The sequence below is a fragment of the Lacrimispora sp. 38-1 genome (assembly GCF_049890855.1).
GTDB lineage: Bacteria > Bacillota > Clostridia > Lachnospirales > Lachnospiraceae > Lacrimispora.
Genome location: NZ_JBANEW010000068.1, coordinates 39,593 through 65,380, shown reverse-complemented (window position 1 = coordinate 65,380; position 25,788 = coordinate 39,593). Strand labels below are relative to the sequence as shown.

Genomic DNA, 25,788 nt, shown 5'->3' with positions numbered 1-25,788 from the left:
AATAATAGTCAAATTGATTTTAACAGAATTTATTACCGGGAATGTGGTAAAATTCATATACCGGACTAAAGCCGAAGTTCCATAATTTCTGAATCCAAAATAAAAACCTCCTGTGCTGATAGTATCTTGATCAATACTATCAGGAGGTGAAAAAAGACGCTGTTTATTTATACCAGATGGGAATTCAGAAAGGATAAAACAACAGATATTGTGGCTGAACCCCAGAATACGTTGCCACCGTGGCCAGCGTTTTTAACTTTGTAGAATTCCACATCTTTCCCAAAGCTTTTAATATGTTGGTAAAGTTCTAGACTCTGTGTGAACGGAACTACGAGATCTTTGCTTCCGTGCATGATTAAAATTGGTGGCATGATTGTATTTTCGTGAATATAATAAAAAGGCATTCTGCGGTTGCACTCTTCTGGATTTTCCGGTGCACAGAATCCAAGATATTGACTGGAAGCGGAATGAGGCGCATCGTGATCAAAAGCGGAAGGAGCATCATTCATAGTCAGTATGTTCACTGCTCCGTAATAATCAATGCAGCCGTTTAATTTAGGCAGTTCTGTCTTTTCGGCATCACATTCCATGGTGTGCCAGGTGGCCATCATCAGCATGGCTGCATGACCGCCGGAACTGTCCCCGCTGAGATAGAGATTGTTTGAATCGATAGGAAAACGGTCTAGATTACGTATGACGTATCTGATGGCTGTTTTTCCGTCCTCGATCTGGCAAGGGAAACGGTGTAGCGGAGCATATCGATATTCAATTATTATTACAGCATATCCGGCTCTTACCAGCGGGGTCATATCGCCCAGATGGCAATTCAGGTTCTGCTTGAACCATCCGGAACCCTGAATATGGAAAATAGTCGGATAGCGACGGTTGGTATTCTGGACACTGGGAAACATCATACGCAGGTGTAGTTGCATACCATCTTTCTCGGCATATACCTCATCCGGACAGCAAGTGATGCCTGTCTCATCTTTTCCGTAGATAATCTTCATCCCGTCTGTGGATGACATGTTTTCAGGGAATTCATCCTGAGTATAAAATGGCTCTTTCATCTTATTATCTCTCCAATCAAATAATATTTTATCCGATGTATTCACCGGAACTTTCGCGAATAATGAGTTCATAGTTCAGAACGTCATTATAGGATGCTGGCTTATTACCGTTAATCAGATCGAGCAGCTGTTCGGCTGACCGTATACCAATCTGCCTTTGGGGCTGTCGTACAGTCGTAAGGGATGGGCTGAAAAGAGATGACAATTCAATATCATCGAAGCCTGCCACCGCACAGTCTTTTGGAACTGACAGGTTGAAACTGCTTAATCCCCTAATTGCACCGACTGCTATGGTATCTCCGCAGGCAACTACCGCAGTAAAATCCACGTTGGAATTAAGCAGCTTTCGAATGGCATCATATCCGCCTTGAATGTTCGGATCACAGTTGATGATCAGGTTCTGGCAGATAGGGATATTTCTGGTGGTGAGTGCTGTCAGATAGCCCTTCAATCGATCGCGGTAGACCAGAATATCAGAGGGAGCGGCTAGGTAACAGACCTTCTTATGCCCGAGATTAAGCAGATAATTGACGAGGTCTTTGGATGCTTTTTCATTGTCTATCGTGACATTCGGCAAAGAGGTATTATCAAAATACCGGCAACCCACCACAATAGGGTATTGTTCTGCATATTGTTCCATTTCCGCCAGAGGCAGGCTCGCAGAGAAAGTGATGATACCATCTACCTGTTTCTCACTCAGCATTGAGAAAAAGCGCGATTCCAGAACTGGATTACCATGAGAGCCTACGACCAATACATAGTAGCCGCTAGCAAAGGCAACATTTTCAATTCCGGCAATAATGTCGGTATAAAAGGTATTGCCGATATCCGGCAGTATGACCAGGATGTTTTTTGTCTTCTGAGTCCTGAAATTCTGTGCCAGCTTATTGGGACTGTAATCAAGTTCTTTTATTATTGCTGCGACCTTAGCACGCGTTTCTGGCAGTACATTCGGTGATTTATGAATGACACGGGACACTGTTGCTATGGAAACACCGGATTTCCGGGCGATATCATGAATAGTAACCATAATTTTGCTCCTATTTTTTGTTAAAGCCAAACGGTGCACTAAATTAACGACATAAATATATAGTATAAAACCGCTAGCATCTAATTCAATGGTAACATTTACATGGGATAAAGTCAAGGCAAAAGTAGAATACAAATCAAATTGATTTTAAACAGGAATTGATATATTGCACAAAAAAAATGAAAGCAATTTGTAAATTATAGATAATTGACACAAGGAAAATGTATGATAGAATAATATTACAAGTGATTAAGGTAGAGGCTGAAACAATAAACTCATGGAGGCGGTTTACAGGCAAAACCTTTAATTTTATCCAAATCATGTAAACGATTACATGCAAAATTACAATTTATATGGTTTGGATTATGTACCAGATTTGTGATAGACTCCATTTCGGCTTTACATAGACAAAAGAAAAGAAAGCGAGATTTGAACACCAATGCCTTTGCGAAATGGAAGAACATCTGAATAAATCTGGTGGTATGCTGTACAATGATACATTAGTAAAATAGGAGAAAGGGGATGAACGGCCATTAGGAAGAACGTTTGCATACAACACATTAAAGAACAGAAAAATTTAAAAATATAATAAGGAGAATTGGGAAATTATGAAAAAAATAATTAAAAGATCGGCTGCTTTTTTAATGGCAGCAGTTATGTGTATTTCTCTTGCGGCTTGTGGCTCCGCAACAGACGCAGGTAAATCAACAACAGACACTAGTACATCAACAACAGACAGCGGTAAAGAAGGGTCTAATTACATCAAAGTGGTCCTTGCATCTTCCGCTGATCCCGGAAACTATCTTCCGTTTAACGCTACTAACTCTGTAAGAGATCAGATATCTTACGTTTTCTATGAAGGTCTCTTCGAAGATTATTATAAGAATGGCGAACTGACACCTGTAATTGCTTCTGGATACGAGCGTACCGGGGACGGTGTATATCTCATTACGCTGAATAATAATGTCCATGATTCCAAGGGGAACCCGATTACAGCAGACGATGTTGTATTCTGCTATAACAAGATACTGGAAATCGGTGAAAGAAAGAGCGATTGTGGAGAACTTCAGTCAGTAAAAAAAGTTGACGACTATAAGGTTGAGATGACCTTTACTCCTGACCTTGTTGGTGCTTTTGAAAGAGTCGTGACAGCGGTTAGTATCGTCTCTCAGAAGTCTTATGAAGAGAGCAAGACCGGATTCTCTAGCGATCCTATTGGTACTGGCCCCTATGTTATTAAGGATTGGCTTCCTGGCTCTTCTATCACCTTTTTAAAAGATGAAAATTACTGGAACAAGGATGGGGTACTGAACAACCAGAACTGTGATGAAATTGAAGTTCGATTCATTGCTGAATCTGCACAGGTGGCTATCGAACTTGAGACAGGCGCTGTTGATTTTGCGTACAATCTATCCACCAAAGACACGGTTGCTTTTGATAACAAACCCGGTTTTGCCACGGAAACAGAACCTTATACTATGGTCAGAACGATTGGCTTTAATTGTGACGAATCCAACGTATTCTCTAATCAAAAATTGAGACAGGCTGTCAGCTATGCCATTGATGGTGCTGCTATCGTTCAGAGCATTTACGACGGCAATGGCGGTCTTCCTAACGTTGCAGCTGTTCCTGATACTGAAGGCAACTACTTTGTCGATTATGTTAAATCATGGAACGACAGCATTCCTTATGAATATAATCTTGAAAAAGCAAAAGAGTTGATGGCAGAAGCCGGCTATCCTGACGGCGGATTAATAGTTCGACTGATGACCAAGGATATGCCGGAATACCGGTCTACCAGTGAGGTCATCCAGGCATATCTGGCGGAGATCGGAATTACTGTTGAGATCCTTGCTTATGAAAATGCTCTTTACCAGACCTATCGCTATCAGCCTGATGCATATGACTTTTACCTCTGCCAGGTTGCACCTAACGGTTCGAGCTTTGTTCCCTGTGGTTGGAAATGGTATCTAACAGCACGAGAAAATGGTAAGAATACCTTCTTTTCGGATGATCCTAAAATGCAAGAACTACTGAACGCTTCTCTAGGCCGTGATACTCACTCCGAAAAAGCTGTTGATGAACTTGCTAAGTATATTGAAGAAACCGACGTCATGTATCCATACGCTTACACTTACACCAATTATGTTCATGTAGATACCATGAAACCGTTTATCTTCTTGGGGCAGGACTGCCTGCCTAACCTGAGCACTTATTCTGATAGCTGGGCTAGACACAAGTAATATCCCTTGTTTTCTTTATAAGTGGATATTTGAAAACGAACCATCTATGATCCTAACCTTTGAAAAGGAGACACTTTTTCTTTTTGATTAAAGTGTCTCCTTAATGAAAAAAGAAAAGGAGTTACTTTAATGAAAAAATTTATTGGTAAGAGAATCCTCATGATGATCCCGGTTCTCTTAGGAGTTGCATTTCTGATTTTTGCGATTATGTCTTTTACGCCCGGTGATCCTGCAGCAATTATCCTGGGTTCCCAGGCTACCCCGGAAGCGATTCAGGAACTGCGTGAAAAACTGGGATTAAATCAGTCATTCCTGAGCCGGTTTTTTTACTACATCAAAGGTATTGTAACCAGATTTGATTTTGGAACATCTTATATTAACGGCAGAAACGTGCAGGATGAAATCCTTATGCGATTTAGCTATACCTTCCGAGTTGCCCTGCTGAGCATGGCGTTTGCTTTGGGATTTGGTATTCCGCTGGGTATAACGGCAGCTGTTCACCGGAATACCTGGAAGGATAGAGTATCTATGACGATTGCACTTTTTGGTATTTCCATGCCTACCTTCTGGTTTGGTCAGATGCTGTCTATTATTTTTGCTCTTAAGCTTGGTTTACTTCCTGCCAGTGGTGTCGGGGGAATTCGGTATTATATTCTTCCCTGTCTTGCTGTGTCGATGATGGGCATTGCTGCAATGGCAAGAATAACCAGGTCGAGCATGCTGGAAGTAATTCGATCGGATTATATTACCACAGCCCGTGCTAAGGGTCAGGAGGAAAGAAAGATTATATATAAGCATGCACTCAGAAATGCACTAATCCCCGTCGTTACCCAGGCCGGTGCGACTTTTGGAATATTGCTTGGTGGTACACTGGTGGCTGAAACTGTTTTTGCCATCCCTGGACTGGGAAGCTATATGGTTACCTCGATAAATTCCCGCGATTATCCCGCTATTCAGGGTGCTGTCATTTTTATTGCGGCTGTCTTTGGCGTGGTGATGTTGTTGGTTGATATTCTTTACGCCGTGATCGATCCCCGAATCCGGGTAGAGTTCAGTAAGGGAGGTAAATGATGAATCTACAGAAAGAAAGAAAGGCTCTTAGTAGACAGCCTGCAATAAGAGAATCAATGACTTTAATGACTTGGCGTCGACTGAAAAAAAATAAAATGGCAATGGGCGGACTGTTTATTCTGACATTTATTATGTTGGTTGCAATTTTTGGACCTCTTATTGCTCCTTACTCTGAAACTAAAACAGACTTGTTTCATACGTTTGGATTGCCGAGCTTGCTACATCCCTTCGGCACAGATGAACTTGGAAGAGATATCATGAGTCGCCTGATGATCGGTAGCCGTGCTTCTCTGAAGATTGGTCTCATTTCTATGGCTGGAGCTTCCGTAATCGGTATTATGCTTGGCTCAATCTGCGGCTATTTTGGGGGGAAAGCGGATACTATTATAATGCGGTTTATGGATGTTTTTCAGGCACTGCCTCCGCTAATCTTGGCTATTGCCATCAGTGCTGCTTTAGGTCCCGGCCTCAATAACTGTATTCTCGCAATTACTATAAGTAATATTCCTGGTTTTGTCCGTATGACTCGCGCATCTGTCTTGAGTATCCGGCGAATGGAATATTTAGAAGCTGCCACAGCCATCAATTGCAGTACTACCAGGATCATTGTAAAGCACATTCTTCCCAATGCTCTTTCGCCACTGATCGTTCAACTTACTATGGGCGTTGCAAACGCGATTATATCTGCATCGGCAATGAGCTTTATTGGATTGGGCGTTCAGCCGCCGAACCCGGAATGGGGTGCAATGCTGAGTGCGGGCAGAAGCTATATTCGTAACTACCCTCATATGGTAACTTTCTCTGGCATTATGATTATGATTACAGTTCTGTCATTAAATATGCTGGGTGACGGTCTTCGCGATGCGTTGGATCCCAAACTGAAGAACTAAGAGGAGAAAATTAATATGTCGAATGAGAAAATGAAAACTAGTGATTTCCTGCTTTCGGTTCGAGACCTGAAAGTAGTTTATACGTCTGTTGGAGCAACTGTACATGCTGTGAATGGGGTTTCACTTGACATTAAGCGTGGTGAAAGCTTGGGTCTGGTTGGTGAGACAGGCGCCGGAAAGACGACTATTGCGAAATCAATTCTCGGCGTTCTGCCGAATCCGCCTGCAAAAATTTTGAACGGAGAAATTATTCTTGAAGATAGTGACTTACTGAAGCTTCCCGAAAAGGAAATGCGGAAAGTACGAGGCAACAAGATCTCTATGATTTTCCAAGATCCGATGACAGCTCTTAACCCGCTTCTTACAGTTGGTGACCAAATTGCGGAAGTTGTTTCGCTTCACGAGTCTGTTAGCAAAAAAGAAGCAATGAATAAAGCAATGGAAATGTTGGAAATGGTAGGCATACCGGCAGATAGATATGAAGAATTTCCGCATCAGTTTTCCGGTGGTATGAAGCAGCGAGTGGTCATTGCTATAGCGTTAGCCTGTAATCCGGAACTGTTGCTGGCTGATGAACCTACCACTGCTCTAGACGTAACGATCCAGGCACAGGTAATGGATATGATCAGTGCTCTGCAGAAAAAACGGAATACCTCTATGATTCTTATTACCCATGATCTGGGTGTTGTGGCTGAATCATGTGATAATGTGGCCGTTATCTACGCTGGCCAGATAGTGGAATATGCATCCAAGGAAGATCTGTTCCTCAACCCGGTTCATCCTTATACACTAGGTCTGTTCGGATCCATTCCTAGCCTGACTGGAGATGTTAAACGACTAACTCCCATCCCTGGCATGCCACCAGATCCTGAGAATCTGCCTGATGGCTGCAGTTTTCATCCAAGATGCAAGTATGCAACAGAGGAATGTAAACACGGTAGCGTTCCTTTCAAAGAAGTCAGCCCGAATCACTTTGTGCATTGTCATATGTGCCATTGCAACAAGGAAGTTTTAATATTATAAAGGAGCGACGATTATTATGGCAAATACCTTAATTGAGGCGAAAAATTTAAAACAATACTTTAACACATCCAGAGGAAAGCTTCATGCTGTGGATGATGTGAGTTTTAGTATAGAAAAAGGAACTACTATGGGGATTGTAGGCGAGTCCGGCTGCGGCAAGTCTACTCTTGGCAGAACAATGATTCATCTGCTCGAAAGCACGGGTGGTCAGATTCTGTTCAAAGGCGAGGATATTACCAAAGTGAACAATAAGCAGCTTATAAAGCTCAGAGAAGAGATGCAGATAATCTTCCAGGATCCTTTTTCTTCTCTGAATCCCAGAATGACAATGTTCGAAACTGTAACAGAGCCGCTGCTTCTGTCAAAACGCTTTAGTAAGAAGGAAGCAGAGGAACGGGCGAATGAGATTATGAATACGGTTGGTCTCAGTGCCCGTCTCTGGAACTCTTATCCCCATGAGCTGGATGGAGGAAGACGGCAGAGAATCGGTGTAGCCCGTGCCATTGCACTGAACCCTTCGTTTGTGGTTTGCGATGAACCGGTTTCAGCACTGGATGTGTCGATACAGGCACAGATCTTGAATCTGATGCAGGATTTGCAGGAAAAGCAAGACTTGACCTATATGTTTATTACGCATGACCTGTCTGTGGTGCGCCATATTTCTCAGAAAATCTGCGTTATGTATTTGGGTCAGATGGTGGAATGCAGCCCATCCAAAGAACTATTCCAGCGGCCACTTCATCCTTACACCAAAGCACTGCTGTCGGCGGTTCCTTCTACAGATGTTCGGAATAAGAAAGAACGCATCCTGCTTAAAGGAGAGTTGGTTTCGCCTGTGAATCCCAAGCCGGGATGCCGGTTTGCTGCACGCTGCAACTACGCCTGTGACCGCTGTCATGAGCCGCAGGAGCTGGAAGAAGTATCAACCGGCCATTTTGTTTCTTGCTGCCGATACAATGAGATCAACTAAATGATTGAAAGAGAAAATGGATGAACAATGAGGGTACCTGAAGTGAAACACTTTCCGACAGAAGGTTGTTGCAAGAAATATTAGAAAAGATCATTACAGTGTATGAATATTAAGACGGTATGCGTACTTTAGCAGAAATTGATGACCTGCAAAGCTATTAATTTGTCATCACTTTAAAAATAAATAATAAAATAGCCAACACAGATGAAGATGTGGCTAAAAAAAGGAGAACAGATTATGTATAGTAAAAGACTTATCGGCGTGGTTATTCCTACCATTACGCCCATGAATGAAGATGGAACAATTGATGATGTTTCTTTAAGAAATTTTACGAATTATTTGGTAGAGTCAGGTGCAAATGCGCTGTATCCAAATGGTACAAACGGTGAAAGCCTACTGATGACAAAACAGGAACGTGAGCATGTTGCTGAGGTTATGGCTGAGACAAACGATCACAGGCTTCCACTTTTTATTCAGTGTGGCAGCATGACAACGGAGGAAACTGCTTCTCATGCAAAACATGCAGCAGCAATTGGAGCAGACGGTATCGGCATTATGAGTCCGGCATTCTTCGGATTGGATGAAGAGTCGCTGTTTCAGTATTATGCAGCTGTCATTGAAGGGCTTCCTAAAGATTTTCCTGTCTATGTATATAACATTCCAGGATGTACTACCAACGATGTTTTGCCTTCTCTACTGAGACGACTGATGGCAGCTTATGAAAATGTAGTAGGTATCAAATACAGCAGCCCTAATCTTATGCGTGTGGAAGATTATCTGAATACTGATGGAAGAGTGCCACAACTTCTGATCGGCTGTGACAGTTTGTTTCTGCAATGCCTGATGACCGGCGGAGTGGGTACAGTTACAGGTCCTGGCAGCATTTTCTATGAGAGATTCAACCGCCTGTACAGTCAATTTAATGAGGGTGATTTTGCCGGAGCAATGGAAACCCAGAAGAAGATTGTGGAAACTGACAGAAAACTGGCGGGCATTCCAGGTATTCCTGCTTTGAAGCACCTGCTGAAACTGAGAGGCGTGATCAGCAGTGATGTATGCCGTGCACCCCACAGAGCACTAACTGAGGCAGAGAAGCAGAATCTGTCGAAAATTTATGCTGAGTATTGTAAGGAGGAAGGTATTAATGAGTAAAGATAAAGTTCGTATTGGTATTATAGGCGCCGGTTATGTGGCAACTAACAATTTTCTACCGGTGCTGCCGAGATTTGAAGACGTTGAAATTGTGGGTACCATGGTAAATGACATTGAGCTCGCTAAAAAAGCACAGAAAATGTTCGGCGCAGAGCATGCAGTTACCTCACTAGATGAACTTGCAAATTTGGGTCTGGATGGCGCTTTTGTTCTGACCCCCAAGCATTGTCATGCGGAGCAGATTGAATTCCTGCTGAAAGCAGGTATCGATGTATATAGTGAAAAGCCTATGGCTACGACGCTTAAGGATGCGGAACGCATGGTTGAACTGTCTGAGAAGACCGGAAGAAAACTGATGATCGGTTTCAACCGCAGATATGCTCCTGTATGCCAGAAGGCAAAGGAGGTTTATAAGGATGTTCTTCCCGATGTCATCATTGGTCAGAAGAACCGTCCTGCAACCGAATATCATGCGACCCTCGAAAACGCAGTACATATTGTGGACTTGATGCGATTTTTTGGAGGCGAAGTCCGTGATTTAACGGCAATCTCCAAATTTACCGATCCAGATTATGAGACATTTACCACGGCACAGCTTCACTTCGAGAATGGTGCATCCGGTATGCTGATTGCAGATAGAAGCTCTGGACAGTGGGAAGAGAGTATTGAGATTCACGGAGGTAATCGTTCGGTACTCATTAAGATGCCTGACAGTGTGACTGTTGTGGACGAGAAGGAACAGCATAAAACGGAAATGACTCCCCTAGCTATGGGATGGGCAAAATCGGAAGACAAACTAGGTTTCAGTTATGCAATCCGCCACTTTATAGACTGCCTGAAAGAAGATAAAGTTCCAATGACAAATGCAGAGGATGCATTCAAGACTCATGTCCTGCTTGATAGAATTCTAAGAAGTGCCGGTTTGCCAGGCATGCAATAAGGAGGAAAAATCGAAATGAAGATTGCAGGGCATACGATGGGAACACCGGAGTATACGGTGCTTGAAGCAATAAAACTGTTTCATGATATCGGCATTGAAGGAGCTGAGATCGTTGTTCAGGACGGATACTGTAGCGGTATCTCCTGTGAGTGCAGTAAGGAAGAACTTGCTTTGGTAAAAAAGGCAGCAGAAGAAAATAACATAGAAATCTCATGCCTTACACCATATAATTCTTATTTTAACTCTTTGGATGATCAGGTCAGAACTGCTGAAATTGACGGAATCTGCAAAGTGATTGATGCGTGTGAATACCTTGGTGCTCACTTCATTCGGATTTACGGCGGAAACCTTCAGGCGGGTGATACAACGGATTTGAAGGAAAGGAGAGCAAAACTTGTGGAATCGATGCGGCTTCTGGGTGAACGGGCCGCAGAAAAGGATGTTACACTGGTAATTGAAAACCATTTTAATACAATGGCCTTATCTGCAAAGGATAGTGCTGATCTGATCAGGGAAATCAATCATCCTGCTGTTCGTATCTTGTACGATCAGGCGAACCTGAACTTTACCGAAAATGAAGATTATGAGGAGGCAATTGAGATTCAGCAGCAATACGTATCTTATATGCATGTTAAGGATCTGACATTTAAAGAAGGCGTTGCGTTCAGCTCTTCCGAAGTGTCCCATCCGGATGAATCCGAAAGAAATGTTTACACAAGGATTGTTGGTGAGGGCATTATTCCATGGACGGAGATTTTGAAACTGGTAAAGGAACATGGATATGATGGATGGCTTTCTCTGGAATATGAAAGGAGATGGCATCCGGATGACATTCCTGATGCTTCCATCGGTATGAAGAAGTCAGCCAACTATCTGAAAACTATTTTATAAAATAGTCAACAATGCTGCATTAGCTTTTGGTAGTCTCGATCCTGGGAAAGATTGGAGATGTAAAGTATTCAGATGTTTTGGCTTTTATAATCTTTTGATTACAGAGTGTAGATTACAAGTAAATACACTAGAGAGCATTAATACAAACAGTTGGTATCCGCTCTTTATGCTGTTACTTGGTACGGGTTGTAGAATTGGAGAAGCAATTGGACTTCGCTGGGATGACCAGATATGAAACGTATGATTAGCATTAACCACAGTCTAACCTATTATCCAAGACGAGAAGATACTTATGTCTGTGAGTTTCGGGTTTAGTGGTATGATAATCGAGTTTGGAGAACGTTCAATTAAATTTCCGACGATGAAGAGTTTGGAGAAATAGACCACGCGGAAATACTTGATTTTATGAGATTCCAGCAAAAAGCAGAATATAAAAGTTTTTTACACCCGGGTTACGACGATAAAAAAATGAGGGGGTGTTGCAAAACTAACGTAAGTTAGTTTTGTAGCCCCCCGCTTTTTTGTCTTAAAAAGCAAAAAGCAGATTCCGAAGAACCTGCCTTTCATGGTATAATACATTAATTCCTTTTCTCCAGGAAATGGAAGCAAATTTAAATCATAGATATCAAAGTATCACAGCAGATGCTGGAAATGAAAATGAAGAGAATTACCAGAAAAGGGGGATTGCTACGTCTGTAGTTATGGCAGAATCTTATGGCATGTAGGAAGGAAGAAGAAAACCAGTGTAACTGGCTACGAATCGAAGCAGGAAATCTATCGGTGTGAAGATTGTAGCAGTTGTCCTCATTTTGGCGGGAAATGTACAAGGTCCAAAAAGAGCAAGCAGCTGTATGTATCAAAACTACTAATAGAGAAGCGAGAAATATCGCTGAGAAACATCCTGAGCAAGGATGGCATCCGATATCGGATGAACCGTTCGATTCAGGTCGAAGGGGCCTTTGGGGTGTTGAAGCACGACTACGGTTTCAACAGATTTTTGACAAGTGGCAAAATCAATGTAAGAATTGAATTTCTTCTGCTGTGTATGGGCTATAACATTAATAAACTACATTCAAAAATTCAGCCAGAAAAACTTCAAAACCATTTATATGAATTGAAAACAGCATAGAAAAAGGTGATAATCCGATGGTGTTTATTAAAGTACGTCAAAAAATCAGTTGAACTATCTGAAAAGATAGGCCGACTGATTTTTTTGTTAAAAAGAACGGGAGCAACACTCCCTTGATAAAATATCCTAGCCTGATTTTATATGAAGTGTTTATCCATTCATAACAAATAGTTTAAAATTAAGGTGTTAAAGTTTTGAAACAATATGGCAAAAAGCAATTGATTAATAGATAATATAGTTGTATTGTATGCCCCGAACCTTTATAAGGAATGTTCGAGGCTTTTTGGCATATGTGCTAAAACCGTCATCATTCTTGGAACTGATAAATTAGATATTTTATAGTATAATAAAGGTAGGGTAGTCGAACGATTAATTTAATAAGAATTAGAGGAAAACATTATGCAGAAAAAAATTCATCGATTATTTAATTCTATCTCAACGAAGGTAATCTTAATCATCTTTATTTTAGTATTACCGTTGAATTTAATCGCTATAGTACAAAACCAGAGAGTTATTGATACTATGATTGAACAGAACAGAGCATCAGCCCAAACGCTTGCAGATGCCTTTACGTACGATATTGGGTCAAGGATGGTAAATACACAAACCTTATTATTTTATTTTTTAATGGAAAATCCTGATTGTATTCGAATGAAACTTCAAAATGAAAATAATTATACTTACCAAAGTTCGAAATTAAAACTTTATTATAATCTAAAGAAAATGGAAGGTATGACGAATGGTGGAGATGGTTATTTTTATTTTATGAAGAAGGTGAATGATACTTTGATATATGATAAAAATCCTAAGGAAAGTAATCAATTATATCAATCAATCAACAATTTTTTATCAGCACAACTCAGAGAAGGTGTTAAGAACGGGTGGCATATCTATGAATTGAATTCTAAAAAGTATTTATTTTTTATCGTAGATCAAAAAGATGTAATGTGCGGTGGCTGGTTTAATCTGGATTCTCTTAAGATGCTAATGGAGAAAAGGTTAAAATATACGGATTACCTACTCAGCTTTACTGAAAAACAAAATAAAGAAAACCCGGATGATCGAATTATTGTATCCTCAAAAATCAAGAATATTTATTTAGAAATCAGTATAGAGAGAAATGAAATTGTTGGTAGAATATCAATATATGTTAAGATATTGCAAATCATGGCATTTCTATATTTAGCTTTGATACCGGTTTTATTTATGGCGTTAAGGTCATTGCTGCTACATCCGTTATATAAAATAAACAATGCCCATCGTCAGATCCATAACGGAAATCAGGATTTTCGTATCATGGAGAAGGCAAATTCCGTTGAATATATGGAGGCATACCGATCTTTTAATCAGATGGCAAATAATTTAAAAACATTAAAAATAGATAGTTATGAAAAAGAATTAGCCAAACAAAAAATGGAGCTGCGTAATTTGCAACTACAAATCAGACCACATTTTTTACTGAATACATTTAATTTAATTTATACCTTAGCCCAACGAAAGGAAATAACAGCAATTCAACAGATTATTATATATCTTTCAGAATATTTTCGATATATATTCCGCAGTGATAAGGAGCTAGAGCTTTTCCCGAAGGAATTAAAATTAGTAAAAGGATATGTGAAGATGGTTTCCATCAATTATTCTGGCAATGTGAAAGTAAGCTATGAAATTAATCCGGAAATTAGTTTTGTTCGTGTACCACCATTACTCATTCATAATTTTATTGAGAATTCAGTAAAATACGGAATTAAACAAGGGATTATGCTCCATATCTCTATTATTGGTCAATATAAGGATAAAAAAGTTACTTTCATCATTAAGGATGATGGAAATGGAATGGATGAAGCTACCTTGGAAAAGTGCCGCAGGTTGCTTCATGGTGAATACGAATCAGAGCGCTCGAATTCCAGTATAGGACTTCAAAATTCAATACGAAGACTAAAATATTTTTATGGACAAGATTCAAGCATTGAGATAACATCCATACAGGGTGAATTTACAAGTGTTACAATACAATTCCCATATAACTTGGAGGTGGAGGATGAACCTATTATTAGTGAATGATGCAATTATAACGGTAGAGACGATGAAGACAGAAATTCCGTGGAAAGAATACGGAATTGATGAGGTTTTTACTGCCTATGATGCGGAAAAAGCAAAAGCTCGTATACAAGAATGTCCAATTGATCTCATGTTATGTGATATTGAGATGCCAGGTGAAAATGGAATTGAAGTACTTCGTTGGGTCAGAAAGAATGAGATCGATATTGAATGTATCTTCTTAACCTGCCATGCAAGTTTTGAATATGCGAAGGAAGCAATCCAATTAGGGTGCCAAGACTATATTCTGATTCCTGCTATGTATGAGGATATTGGAGAAGCAGTGCAAAAAGTAGTGAATCGGATTAAAAAACAGCAAGATTCAGAACGTTTTCAGGAGTATGGCAAACTGGTAGTGAAAGATAAAATTGAGCATGCTACTGAAAATTATGGACAGAAAAATCAGGATGAACTGGTGGATACTGCGATTGGGTATATCGTACAAGACTTAGCCAAAGAGACACTTTCAGTTAATGATATTGCCGACAGGCTATTTTTACACCCGGTTTATTTAAATCGAATTTTCAAGAAAGAGAAAGGAGTTTCGGTTGGTCAGTATATTATTGCAGAGAGAATGAAGATGGCTGGAGAGCTTTTGAAAACAAAACACTTAAGTGCCAACGTCGTCTCCGAACTGGTTGGTTATAAAAGTTATGCTAATTTTAATCTAATGTTTAAAAAATATTATGGATGCGCTCCCTCACAATATGTTAATGAAGATAAATATAAATAATCCTTGTCCGGAAGAGCAATATATTCGGATAGGGTTAAAATAATTAAGTAAAGATTCAAGCTAAGGGTTTATTGTCGATATTAAATTGAGCAATAAGCCCTTTAGCAAATTCACCTAATTCATAGGAGGGTTTAGATGCAATTGCTCAGCTGGATGCGGATATGCCTTTGTTGTTGTAGCATTTAGCAGATATGGAGTCTTACCGCAAGGCTGCCGAATGCGCTAGAAAATCAAGAAATTGAAAATAAGGAGAAAATGAAGATAAATATAATTAAATAATCCATTGAAAAAATACTGATGTGAATGATAAAAGAATATTTTGCATCGGTATTTTTTCTTGTTATGATTCTGATAATACTATTACCTACTATTGTTCAATTTCTATAGTATTTCAAAAATAACACTTTTAAAATTGGTTTTAATCACAAGTTTATTTTGGGTAGATAGCAGTTTATTTTAAATATGGTATGAAAAACGGTCTAATATTATAATAAACATGTAATAAAAATTAAAGGTAGTGTCAAATGATTTATGAAAACCTTTAACGAGCCGAAATTTTCCCGGCATGTTGTTCCTAGTTGTCGTAACCGCAGCTTACCCGGTAAGAAGCCTTAAAGGTGCGGTTGAGCCGTTCCACCATCTGTTTGAATTTGTAATGGTCCACAAAGGGCTTGATAACAATCGCAGCGGTTCTTGCATAATTAGCGACCAGCTGGTGTGAGATTTTAATACCATAGAGGTCAGCGAGAGCCTGAGCAGTTTTACGCAGGGAAAGTCCTAAGTTGACATGCATGGTCAGACACAGAGACATGATGTGTGCATTATGTTTGGAGAATTTTAAGGAAGAGGCATTCTTAGAAAGAGAATCTAAATCCATGCGAAAGAAATCCACCGTAAATTCCCGGAAGAGATAGTGAAGTTTGTAGCCACAAAGTGGGCGACGGTATCAGGAGGGATGTTGGAAGTAGTGTGTCGCTGGATGGGTTTTATGGGTTTATTATATATCCAGAGATAGTATTCAAGAAGGAACTGCCAGTCCTGTTTGATGAAAGGTTTGATTACAGGCAGGCGGTCAGTAGTGAATTTCTTGTACTTTGGAGAATGTGAATCATCAAAAGCCCACTGTTTGAGGGGAACATATCTGCATAAAAGATTCAGGAGCCAGCAAATAGTTTTATATTGTTCTTGAATGATAGTGAGTAAATAGGTAATAATATCCATAAGCAATGAAATCCTTTCGTGTTTATTGGACGTAGATACTCACAGTATTCACAAAAAAAGGGAGGTCATTGCTTTTTTATTTAAAAAAGTAGTGTAACCCTTGAAAATATAAAGTTTTCTATAAAACATGGTGTGTCAAATTTGACACTACCAAATTAAAGGAGGAAAGGTATATATGAAAAAAGTAATAGCATTAATGTTATGCCTCGTTTTAGCTCTAGCTTCATTGACAGGCTGCGGAGGGAAAAAAAGTTCATCTACCACAGATCCAGAAAACAAAACTGCACCAACGCAGGCAGCAGACGATACTTCATCGAAAGACTCTGGTGATATTGTTGAGATTTTTTGGCAGTATCCGGCAATAAGTGAAGTAACAGAAGGGTTTTATAGAATGGAAGATGCATTGAATGAGATGATGGAAAAGGATATCGGTGTTCATGTAAAATTTGTACCTACTGATCTTATGACTTCTCGACAGGATGCAACCTTATTGATATCATCTGGAGAACAGTTGGATGTTTCACTAACAGCATTTACAAGTGTTGGAAATATGGTAGAGGATGGTTTGATTTTACCTCTCGATGAATATATGGACGATTATGGCAGCACTATTAATAAGGATTGGATTAGCGGTAACTATTATGATGGTAAGCTTTACTCACTTCCGACAGCCGTAAACAAGCACTACAATACGTATGGATTCAATATGAAAAAAAAGTATTGTGATAAATATGGCTTTGCGCAGGATGATAATAAAATTTATACCTTGAAGGAATTGGAAGATATGTTTGCCATAGTCAGAGCAGGCGAAGGCGATAACTTCTATATGACCACACCATGGAATAACACTTTTGAACCACTTAACTATAGCTATCAGGAATATGATATGTTATCAGGAAGCTTTTCTGCTGGTGTATTAATGCTGAATAGAAGTTTTGACGACTTGACGGTTTATAATTATTTTGAAACAGAAGAATATAAAGCGTTTTGTGAGATGATGTATGATTGGGCTCAGAAGGGCTATATTGCACCTGACGCATCCGTAGATACTGATTATTCCAATAGAGCGATGGAAGATAATTATTTAGGAACCTTTGGTTATTGTGAGCCTGAAAGCAGTATGCTATCAACGACCTCCGCTTGGGGTCAAGATGTTGTACAGTTCCGTACAGTAGACGGATACGTTAAGCTCAATGGTGGTTCCGCTGTAAACTGGAACGTTCCTGTTACCTCTGCTAATCCAGGAAAAGCAGTAGAAGCAATTGCTTATGTATTGAATAACAAAGCTGCTGCAACTCTGATTCAATATGGTTTTGAGGGAGAAGAGTATGAAGTAGTGGAAGATAATGGTGAAAGTCAGGTAATCAAGTTCTTGGCAGATGATATTACTAAATTACCATATAGTAATGTATATGGACTTTGGGGTAATCGTCTGACAATGCCAGCAGTTTATCCTGCAAGTATTGATAATAGTAAAAAATGGATTGCATTTGAGAATGCTCTTCCAAGAGATAGATACTCACCAGCATTGGGATATAGTTTTAAATCAGAAAGTGTAAGTACAGAAATTGCAGCAGTTGAGGCAGTAATGGCACAATATTGCTATAGCTTTAATGCTGGTGCGATTGATCCAGATAAAGCTCTTCCTGAATTTATTGCTGCATTAAAATCAGCAGGTATTGAAAAAATTATTGCAGAAAACCAAAAACAACTTGATGCATGGGCAGCAAGTAAATAATACAGGATGACATTAGGTAAAGGCTGCTGCAACTAATGAAAGTGAGCGGCAGCCTCTTTTTTATAGGAGAAAAACATGATAGGGAAAAGAAAGTCGCCGGTACCAAAGAAAAAAAAAGGTATTAGTAAAATATTGCCGTACTATCTTATGGTACTGCCCGGATTAATATATTTATTTATTAATAATTATTTGCCGATGTTTGGCATTATCATTGCATTTAAGAAAATTAATTATACCAAAGGTATCTTCGGAAGTGATTGGAGTGGTTTCGACAATTTTCGTTTTTTGTTTGGTTCAAAGGATGCTTGGTCCATCACCCGAAATACTATTGGTTACAATATAGTATTTTTTATCATGGTAACTGTATGTGCGATATTGCTCGCAATCTGTATCAATGAGATACAGTCTAAGCTTACTTCCCAAGTATATCAGATTATAATTTTACTTCCGTTTTTAATGAGCTGGGTTGTGATTAGTTACTTGGCATATGCTTTTTTGTCAAGTGAAAGCGGATTTTTAAACAAAACACTATTTCCCATGATTGGATTAAAGCCGATTAATTGGTACCAGGATAAGACATACTGGCCTATTATACTTATATTTGTACACACATGGAGAAATGTGGGATATAGTATGATTATCTATTTTTCTAGTATTGTAGGAATCAGTCAGGATTATTTTGAGGCAGCGCGGATAGACGGAGCTTCAAAATTGAAGCAAATAAGGTATATCACCATTCCATTATTAAAACCTACAGTTATTACTCTGTTTATTCTAAGCGTAGGTCAGGTATTTCGTTCTGATTTTGGATTATTTTATCAAGTCACAAGAAATAGCGGACCTTTGTACGAATACACAAGAACTATAGATGTGTATGTTTATCAGGCATTAATGAAAAATGCAGATTATGGAATGTCTGGGGCAGCAAGTGTATATCAGTCTATATGTGGCTTTATCATTATTCTAATAGCAAATAAGGCAGTGAAAAAATATCAATCAAGTAGTGCATTGTTCTAAAGGAGGAACCTATGAAAACGAGAGAGCACCTGGGCACACAATTTATCACCAATGTAATATGTGCAATAGCAACGATCGTTGCACTTTTACCGTTTATTCTTTTGGTTCTTGCTTCATTTACAGATAATAATTGGGCATCGGTCAATGGTTTTTCCTTTTTCCCAAAGGAATGGAGCTTGTCGGCATATAAATACATAGCCATGAAATGGGGAACCATCGGACATGCTTATCTGATGACCATAATAGTTACTGTTATAGGAACTGTTACAAGTCTTTTTATTAGTGTGTTATTCGCATATGGCATCAGTAAGCAGTGGGTACCAGGTATGAAGGTTGTCAGTTTTATATTAATTTTTACGATGCTTTTTAATGGGGGTCTGGTGTCTACCTACTACTGTTATATTAGAGTTTGGGATATTAAGGATACTATCTGGGCATTGATTGTGCCCAATATGCTAATGAATGCATTTAATATCATTTTAATCCGAAACTATTTTATAAACAGTATTCCAATTAGTCTGGAAGAGGCAGCAAGGATTGATGGAGCCGGAGTGGTTCGTATCCTAACGTCTATTATAATACCATTAAGTAAACCAATTATTGCGACTATCGGTTTAATGACGGCACTAAGCTATTGGAATGACTGGCAAAATGGATTGTACTATTTGTCTGCAAGAGGAGGATCGCAATATTTTACCATTCAGATTGTGTTGAATAATATAAGCGATGATATTCGTGCCATTGCAGCAGCAGCTACGAGTAGCTCTGCGATAGCCACTAATGTAAAAATGCCTTCTACAACCATCCGCATGGCAATTGCCGTGGTTGGAATTATACCCATAATAATTATTTATCCGTTTTTCCAGAGATATCTAGTAAAAGGAATTACGCTGGGTGGTGTTAAAGAATAAGTGTGCCCTAAATAGAAGGAAAGTTATTAAGACAATAAATGTTAAAATTATAAGGGTAAATTCAGAGACTATGTTGGGATGAGGCAGCTGGAATGTACCGGGAGGGTCCGGACTTTTTACAGTTTTCACAGCATGCGCCATTTTCAGGCTGTGAACCGGTGATCAGGGTGTCGTTCTCAACAGCTTATGAATTTTTCCGTGCGATGGAGATTGCCGGAATGTATCAGGAGACAGAAGAAAGTCTGATGCGTTGGGCAAACTTGATAGAGTTAGACTGTACTTGTTGTCTGGAGGAACCGGAGAATGGAAGAAGTGAATGTCACGCCTGGAGTGCATTAAGTAAGGTAAATCGAAGAGGAATTTCAGGAAGCGGAACCGGAAGATATTTTCATCATAAATAAGTATCTTTTGTACCTTATATTTCATTGCATTAAGTAACGTTTGCAACTAGTGAAGAATTTTAAATGATGGAGGATATTATGGAAAAGAAACAAGCATTTAATCCCTATCTACCGTCTTACGAGTATGTACCGGATGGTGAGCCGCATGTGTTTGGTGACCGTGTGTATATCTATGGAAGTCATGATCGATTTGGGAGTGCAGGCTTTTGTCTGAATGATTATGTATGTTACTCCGCAAGTGTCAAAAATCTAACAGAATGGAGTTATGAAGGAGTCATCTATAAAAAAGAACAGGATCCCAGAAATCAGAATATTCCTGAGGATGCACCTAAACAGATATTGCTCTTTGGAATAGAGCCTGAAAAAGAGGAAGATCTTAATCCACGTGGTATTCATGCTCAGTGGGCTCCGGATGTAGTACAGGGACCGGATGGAAGGTTTTATCTTTATTATTGCCTTGATTTCCTGCCGGAAATTGGTGTCGCAGTTAGTGATATACCTGCTGGAAAATATAAGTTTTTAGGTTTTGTTAAGCACAAGAATGGGACAGTGCTAGGGACTGGTGAAAAGGATTTGGTACAGTTTGATCCAGGTGTGTTTATGGATAATGATAATATTTATTTATATTCTGGAAATGCGCCGATGAAACCGGAGCATGAGGATGGGAAACATGCCTCTCAAGTAATGGAGTTGATGCATGATATGTTAACTCTGAAAGCTGAGCCGAAACGTCTTCTCCCAAGTATCACGTCAAGTATAGGAACTGGTTATGAAGAACACGAATTCTTTGAAGCAAGCTCTATACGAAAGATAAATAATAAGTATTATCTAATTTATTCATCGGTTAAGAGTTCAGAGTTATGCTATGCAGTAAGTGATCGTCCGGATTCAGGATACCAATATGGAGGTACTCTGATTGATATTGGGGATATCGCGCTGAATGGACGAACAGTTGATAATGCCCTAAATGCATTGGGCAATACTCATGGTGGGATTGAGATGATTGATGGGCAGTGGTATATATTTTATCATCGTCAGACCGACCGGACAAATTACAGTAGACAGGGTTGTGCAGAAAAGATTACCATTGATCATAATGGACGGATTGCACAGGTGGAAGTGACCTCCTGCGGACTCAATCAAGGACCGTTGCTTGATGATGGAGTATATCCGGCACGAATATGTTGTCATTTGACCGGAAAGAAAGGAGTAACGCAATCTCATCCGCAAGCTATGAAAATGGACTATCCGTTTTTAACACAGGATGTACATGATATAGAACCTGATTCAGAAGAAGCAAAGAAAGAGAGTCAGCTTCCTATTCAATATATAAAGAATATTCAGAATGGAACAATCATTGGATATAAGTATTTTAGGTTCAAAGGAGCAAATAAGATTAAATTGCAGATAAGAGGATATGCAGAAGGATTTGTTTGGATTCAAAATAGCTTAGAAGCAAAAGAATCATCCTGCGGAAATATCACATTGAAGGTTGCATCTAGAGATTGGACAGAACTGGAGGGAATAGTGGATTTTGAGCTGGGAGTTCACTCATTATATCTGAAGTTCGAAGGAGTTGGCAGTTTTGATTTCCTGACATTCACTTTGGAAAAAGTTGACTGAAGGTGTATGATAACTACTAAGATTTAAATACAAAACGCCAGAATAGTAGATCATTGGCTATAAAAAGTAAATTAATAAAAAAATAGCATTACATAACGTAAGGAGAATTATGATGATAAAGATATTATTTAACGAAAATTGGAAAGTACAAAAAATGGAAGGCGGTATCCTGGGTCCGCAGATTATGGGATACGGCGAAGGAAAGCCAGTGACTTTGCCCCATGATGCCATGATAGAGGAGAGGCAAAAGGCCGACTGTCCTAATGGAGTCAGCACAGGATATTATCCCGGTGGAGTCTATCGCTATACCAAACGTTTTTTTGCTCTGGAACCCCTCTGGATATTGCTGGATATAATTACCTGACAGTGCGTCATGAGATGGATAGGGCTGCTAAGCCGAATCGAATCATATTGGGGGCAGAGACTTTCCCTTTGGAGATTGCAAAGCTGTGGAAAATCGTAAAGCAGAATAAATTTGTAATCGGTGACATGACATGGACTGGATATGATTACCTAGGAGAGGCAGCACTTGGTTTGATTCGTTATGAGGAGGACGGACAAAAGGAAGGAGTTCTGTACCGCAGTGCATATGCAGGAGATATTGATCTGATCGGACATCGTCGACCAATCAGTTATTATAGGGAGATTGTATTTGGACTAAGAAAGGATCCTTTTATCGCTGTCGAAAGACCGGAACATTTCGGTAAGAAAGCGAAGAAATCTCAGTGGGCTTTTGAGGACAGCCTCGCAAGTTGGACTTGGGATGGATTTGAAGGAAAACCGGTTGTGGTTGACGTATATGGAGATGGAGATGAGGTAGAGCTATTCATCAACGAAAAGTCACAAGGCCGCAGATGCATTAAGGAGGATGACACATACACAGTCAAATATCAAGTGACTTATGAACCAGGTGAGATAAAGGCAGTCCTATATCGAGACGGAATAGTCAGCGGTAGCTATACACTGAAGTCTGCTGAAGGAAAGGTGGAGCTTTTTGCAGAGGTGGACAGAGAAGTCCTTAAGGCAGATATTCAGGATATTTCCTTCATTACAGTAGGGATGAAAGATAAGAACGCTATAATCAACCTACAGCAGAAAAAAGAAATCTATGTAATGGTAGAAGGGGCAGGCATTCTGCTGGGATATGGAAGTGCAGATCCTGCGGATTCTGAGAGCTTCCAAAGTCTTGTGTGCAGTACTTTTGACGGATATGTACAGGCAGCTATCCGTTCTACTAGGGAAACGGGAGAAATCAGGGTAACTTTTAATACAGAAGGTTGTGAACCATTACAGGTTATATTGAGAGCGGAAAATTGATTGAGCATTATGAAAAATATCCAAATACTTCCGGCTTTTGTACCTGCGGCCCAAAGTTTGCAGGTTATGAGAAAGGTATGGTTATTAAGATGAAGAAAGAAGAATTCAAAAAACCAGTGTTACGATACCGAATGAGAACAATTATACATAATTGGCCGGAGGATATAGGTTTATTGGCAGAAGCAGTGAAAGCTTATGGATATGGTGGAACTGCAACGAATCCTCCAACTGAGAATGGTTATACCGGTAACAAGGAAAATATAGTAAACTTTGCAAAAATATTGGATCAATTGAAGAAGAAAAATCTGGATTACTGGATTTATGACGAAAAAGGTTATCCTTCCGGATATGCAGGAGGTTTGACACTTAAGGATCATCCTGAGTTGGAGGCCAAAGGTTTTTATATGCATCGTCGAATTGCCTATGAACCGAGGCATACACAATTTGTTCTCGATGATGAGTCGGATAAAATTATCTGGGCCGCCAAATACCCTATTGATTGTGCGCAGATAAATTCAAGCATTATACAATACGATCGGATGGAACCGGTACCCTTTACTAAAACACATTGTTCCTGCGACCTGGCAACCAATGAAGTATTTGTTGTATTCTGTGTAAAATCAGCTTACGAAGGATCGCATCTGACACACAATGTCTGTTCCTACAATCGATACATTAATATATTAGATCACAAGGCGGTCGAACGCTTCCTGGAAGTATGCTATGAACCGATTGTAAAGGATATTCCAGATGCATATCGGAATGCAGAAGCTGTATTTACCGATGAGCCAAGTCTTCAGGTAGGATACCTACATGGAGATGAAACCTGGCCTTATGCACTAGCACCATGGGTGGATGGGTTATTTGAGACCTTTGAGGATAAATATGGTTATTCACTTCTTCCTTATCTTCCAATGATTTTTGAAGGAAGAAGCAATGCCTATCAGGTGCGTATTGACTTTTATGAATTAATTGGTGAGCTGGTTGCTGATGCTTATGTCAGACAAATCTCTGAGTGGTGCAAAGCACATGGTGGCAGATTTTCAGGTCATTATCTTGCAGAAGAATCCATGCAGGCACATGTGATTTACTACGGTAATTATCTAAAAGTGCTTCAAGCAACTGATTATCCTGGAGTGGATGTGTTGGCTTCCTATCCTGAGATTTATAATTATAATACAGTGAAATTCGCTCAGATGGCAGCAAGAAAAAATGATACCAATGGTTTGATGACGGAATTATGTCCTTTCATTGACAGGAAGCATTTTAATGAGAAACCCCTTGCTTATGCACGAGGAATTATTAATTTACTGTACATGGGAGGATGTCGCTGTATCAATTCTTATTTTGCACCGGATTTTTCAGCCTTCGCACCGGATAAATTACATGCTTACCATGGATATCTGAAGCAGGAAGAAGCAAATCAACTGAATGAATATGTTGGGCGGCTTGGATATCTACTAGACCAAACGAAGGAGATCAGCCACACCTTTGTATATTATGCAATAGAGGATGTACAGGCAAAGACCTTACCAAGTCATAGTGCTATCTTGGCTGAATCATCGGCTACAGACCGATCCCTTACGGAAATAACAAGACTGATCTATGAAAATGGGTTTGATTATCTGTTTGCAGATGCAATCGATCTGGTGCAAGCTGCAAATAGTCTTAAAAGCGGAAAGCCTGTTATCTCTGGTATTGTGGTAAAGTCCGTAATTCTTCCAACTATGGATATTATTCGCAGTGAAGTAATGGATAGTCTGCAAAAGCTCCAACGTGCAGGTGTTCAGGTTCTATTTGTGGATCAAATTCCAAAATATTTGACGGGAACAACGATACCTTTTGCCTACTACGATTTCCGTGAGGAATCACTCTTGGATACCAGATGCAAAGAGAATGAATATTTTAAGTCCTGCAAGGCAGAAGACGTGTTGAAGCAACTGGAAGAACAGGAAGAAGAACTCGAGCTTTCCGTGATAGGAAAAGATACAGCATTATTGAAGTCCAGATTAGAAAAAGACGATCAAATTATATATTTCTTGGTAAATAATACCCCGGATGAGGTAGAGGTCAAATGGTATACTGAGCAACAACAGTCTGTTACTTTGTGGAATCCAGAAGACGGAACAAGCAGAAAGCTTCAGGAGGGTGAACTTATATTGATTCAGGCATATAGGGGAGTATTTCTGATGTGGACTAAGTAGATGAAGTAATCTTATATAAAACTTAATGTGGTTTCATTTTGACAAATGCTAATTTACTTTGGAAATGGTAAGTGAACTATTAAAGTATTACGATTAAATTATATGCCACAATAAAGA

Annotated in this window: 20 protein-coding genes and 4 pseudogenes; 21 read left to right on the top strand and 3 right to left on the bottom strand. The window is 39.6% G+C overall.

Translation table 11 applies throughout. From position 1 onward, the window contains the following. Positions 1–167: 167 nt before the first annotated feature. Entirely contained in the window at positions 168–1,067 is a 900-nt protein-coding gene (locus V7D18_RS20390) for an alpha/beta hydrolase fold domain-containing protein (protein ID WP_426156957.1), read from the bottom strand. A gap of 28 nt (positions 1,068–1,095) precedes the next feature. Then, positions 1,096–2,097 (bottom strand): LacI family DNA-binding transcriptional regulator, encoded by a 1,002-nt coding sequence (locus tag V7D18_RS20385; RefSeq protein WP_426156955.1) that lies wholly within the window; start codon positions 2,095–2,097, stop codon positions 1,096–1,098. A gap of 608 nt (positions 2,098–2,705) precedes the next feature. Here V7D18_RS20385 and V7D18_RS20380 point away from each other — a divergent pair. The 13 genes and pseudogenes from V7D18_RS20380 to V7D18_RS20320 all read left to right on the top strand — a co-directional run bounded on the left by V7D18_RS20380 (position 2,706) and on the right by V7D18_RS20320 (position 15,239). Then, the gene (locus V7D18_RS20380; RefSeq protein WP_426156953.1) at positions 2,706–4,340 is read left to right on the top strand and encodes an ABC transporter substrate-binding protein; all 1,635 of its coding nucleotides are present in this window, start codon (positions 2,706–2,708) and stop codon (positions 4,338–4,340) included. A gap of 129 nt (positions 4,341–4,469) precedes the next feature. Then, the gene (locus tag V7D18_RS20375; protein ID WP_426156951.1) at positions 4,470–5,411 is read left to right on the top strand and encodes an ABC transporter permease; all 942 of its coding nucleotides are present in this window, start codon (positions 4,470–4,472) and stop codon (positions 5,409–5,411) included. Continuing rightward, positions 5,408–5,593: pseudogene (locus V7D18_RS20370) on the top strand (ABC transporter permease); the annotation flags it as partial. The gene V7D18_RS20375 and the pseudogene V7D18_RS20370, both read left to right, overlap by 4 nt. 75 nt (positions 5,594–5,668) lie before the next feature. After that, entirely contained in the window at positions 5,669–6,301 is a 633-nt protein-coding gene (locus tag V7D18_RS20365) for an ABC transporter permease (protein ID WP_426157006.1), read from the top strand. 15 nt (positions 6,302–6,316) lie between these two features. Continuing rightward, entirely contained in the window at positions 6,317–7,324 is a 1,008-nt protein-coding gene (locus tag V7D18_RS20360) for an ABC transporter ATP-binding protein (protein WP_426156949.1), read from the top strand. 16 nt (positions 7,325–7,340) lie between these two features. Next, a complete protein-coding gene (locus tag V7D18_RS20355; protein WP_426156948.1) occupies positions 7,341–8,294 on the top strand; it encodes an ABC transporter ATP-binding protein in 954 nt (317 codons plus the stop codon). A 237-nt stretch (positions 8,295–8,531) separates the two neighbouring features. Beyond that, entirely contained in the window at positions 8,532–9,446 is a 915-nt protein-coding gene (locus V7D18_RS20350) for a dihydrodipicolinate synthase family protein (RefSeq protein ID WP_426156946.1), read from the top strand. After that, positions 9,439–10,386 carry a Gfo/Idh/MocA family protein gene (locus V7D18_RS20345; RefSeq protein ID WP_426156944.1) on the top strand — a complete coding sequence of 316 codons (948 nt, stop codon included), beginning with the start codon at positions 9,439–9,441 and terminating at the stop codon, positions 10,384–10,386. Before V7D18_RS20350 ends, V7D18_RS20345 begins: the two co-directional genes overlap by 8 nt. A 15-nt stretch (positions 10,387–10,401) precedes the next feature. After that, on the top strand, positions 10,402–11,277 hold the full coding sequence (locus V7D18_RS20340; RefSeq protein ID WP_426156942.1) for a sugar phosphate isomerase/epimerase family protein: 876 nt from the start codon (positions 10,402–10,404) through the stop codon (positions 11,275–11,277). 151 nt (positions 11,278–11,428) lie between these two features. Further along, positions 11,429–11,565 (top strand): annotated as a pseudogene (locus tag V7D18_RS20335) (site-specific integrase); the annotation flags it as partial. A gap of 415 nt (positions 11,566–11,980) precedes the next feature. Continuing rightward, positions 11,981–12,406: pseudogene (locus V7D18_RS20330) on the top strand (transposase); the annotation flags it as partial. A 399-nt stretch (positions 12,407–12,805) separates the two neighbouring features. Further along, the gene (locus V7D18_RS20325; protein WP_426156940.1) at positions 12,806–14,470 is read left to right on the top strand and encodes a sensor histidine kinase; all 1,665 of its coding nucleotides are present in this window, start codon (positions 12,806–12,808) and stop codon (positions 14,468–14,470) included. Then, a complete protein-coding gene (locus V7D18_RS20320) occupies positions 14,448–15,239 on the top strand; it encodes a response regulator transcription factor (protein ID WP_426156938.1) in 792 nt (263 codons plus the stop codon). Before V7D18_RS20325 ends, V7D18_RS20320 begins: the two co-directional genes overlap by 23 nt. Positions 15,240–15,885: 646 nt before the next feature. On the opposite strand, the pseudogene V7D18_RS20315 reads toward V7D18_RS20320, so the two are convergent. Continuing rightward, positions 15,886–16,460: pseudogene (locus tag V7D18_RS20315) on the bottom strand (transposase); the annotation flags it as partial. Between the two features lie 175 nt (positions 16,461–16,635). Here V7D18_RS20315 and V7D18_RS20310 point away from each other — a divergent pair. The 8 genes from V7D18_RS20310 to V7D18_RS20275 all read left to right on the top strand — a co-directional run bounded on the left by V7D18_RS20310 (position 16,636) and on the right by V7D18_RS20275 (position 25,671). After that, positions 16,636–18,198 carry an ABC transporter substrate-binding protein gene (locus V7D18_RS20310; RefSeq protein ID WP_426156936.1) on the top strand — a complete coding sequence of 521 codons (1,563 nt, stop codon included), beginning with the start codon at positions 16,636–16,638 and terminating at the stop codon, positions 18,196–18,198. 75 nt (positions 18,199–18,273) lie between these two features. Then, a complete protein-coding gene (locus tag V7D18_RS20305) occupies positions 18,274–19,215 on the top strand; it encodes an ABC transporter permease (RefSeq protein WP_426156934.1) in 942 nt (313 codons plus the stop codon). Between the two features lie 11 nt (positions 19,216–19,226). After that, on the top strand, positions 19,227–20,126 hold the full coding sequence (locus V7D18_RS20300) for a carbohydrate ABC transporter permease (RefSeq protein WP_426156932.1): 900 nt from the start codon (positions 19,227–19,229) through the stop codon (positions 20,124–20,126). Between the two features lie 92 nt (positions 20,127–20,218). After that, positions 20,219–20,527 (top strand): hypothetical protein, encoded by a 309-nt coding sequence (locus tag V7D18_RS20295; RefSeq protein WP_426156930.1) that lies wholly within the window; start codon positions 20,219–20,221, stop codon positions 20,525–20,527. A 78-nt stretch (positions 20,528–20,605) separates the two neighbouring features. Continuing rightward, a complete protein-coding gene (locus V7D18_RS20290) occupies positions 20,606–22,150 on the top strand; it encodes a family 43 glycosylhydrolase (RefSeq protein ID WP_426156928.1) in 1,545 nt (514 codons plus the stop codon). A gap of 109 nt (positions 22,151–22,259) precedes the next feature. Continuing rightward, a complete protein-coding gene (locus tag V7D18_RS20285; protein ID WP_426156926.1) occupies positions 22,260–22,514 on the top strand; it encodes a hypothetical protein in 255 nt (84 codons plus the stop codon). Between the two features lie 68 nt (positions 22,515–22,582). Next, complete coding sequence (locus tag V7D18_RS20280) at positions 22,583–23,467, top strand: DUF4982 domain-containing protein (protein ID WP_426156924.1); 885 nt, start codon at positions 22,583–22,585, stop codon at positions 23,465–23,467. After that, positions 23,464–25,671 carry a glycosyl hydrolase gene (locus V7D18_RS20275; protein ID WP_426156923.1) on the top strand — a complete coding sequence of 736 codons (2,208 nt, stop codon included), beginning with the start codon at positions 23,464–23,466 and terminating at the stop codon, positions 25,669–25,671. Before V7D18_RS20280 ends, V7D18_RS20275 begins: the two co-directional genes overlap by 4 nt. Positions 25,672–25,788 lie beyond the last annotated feature (117 nt).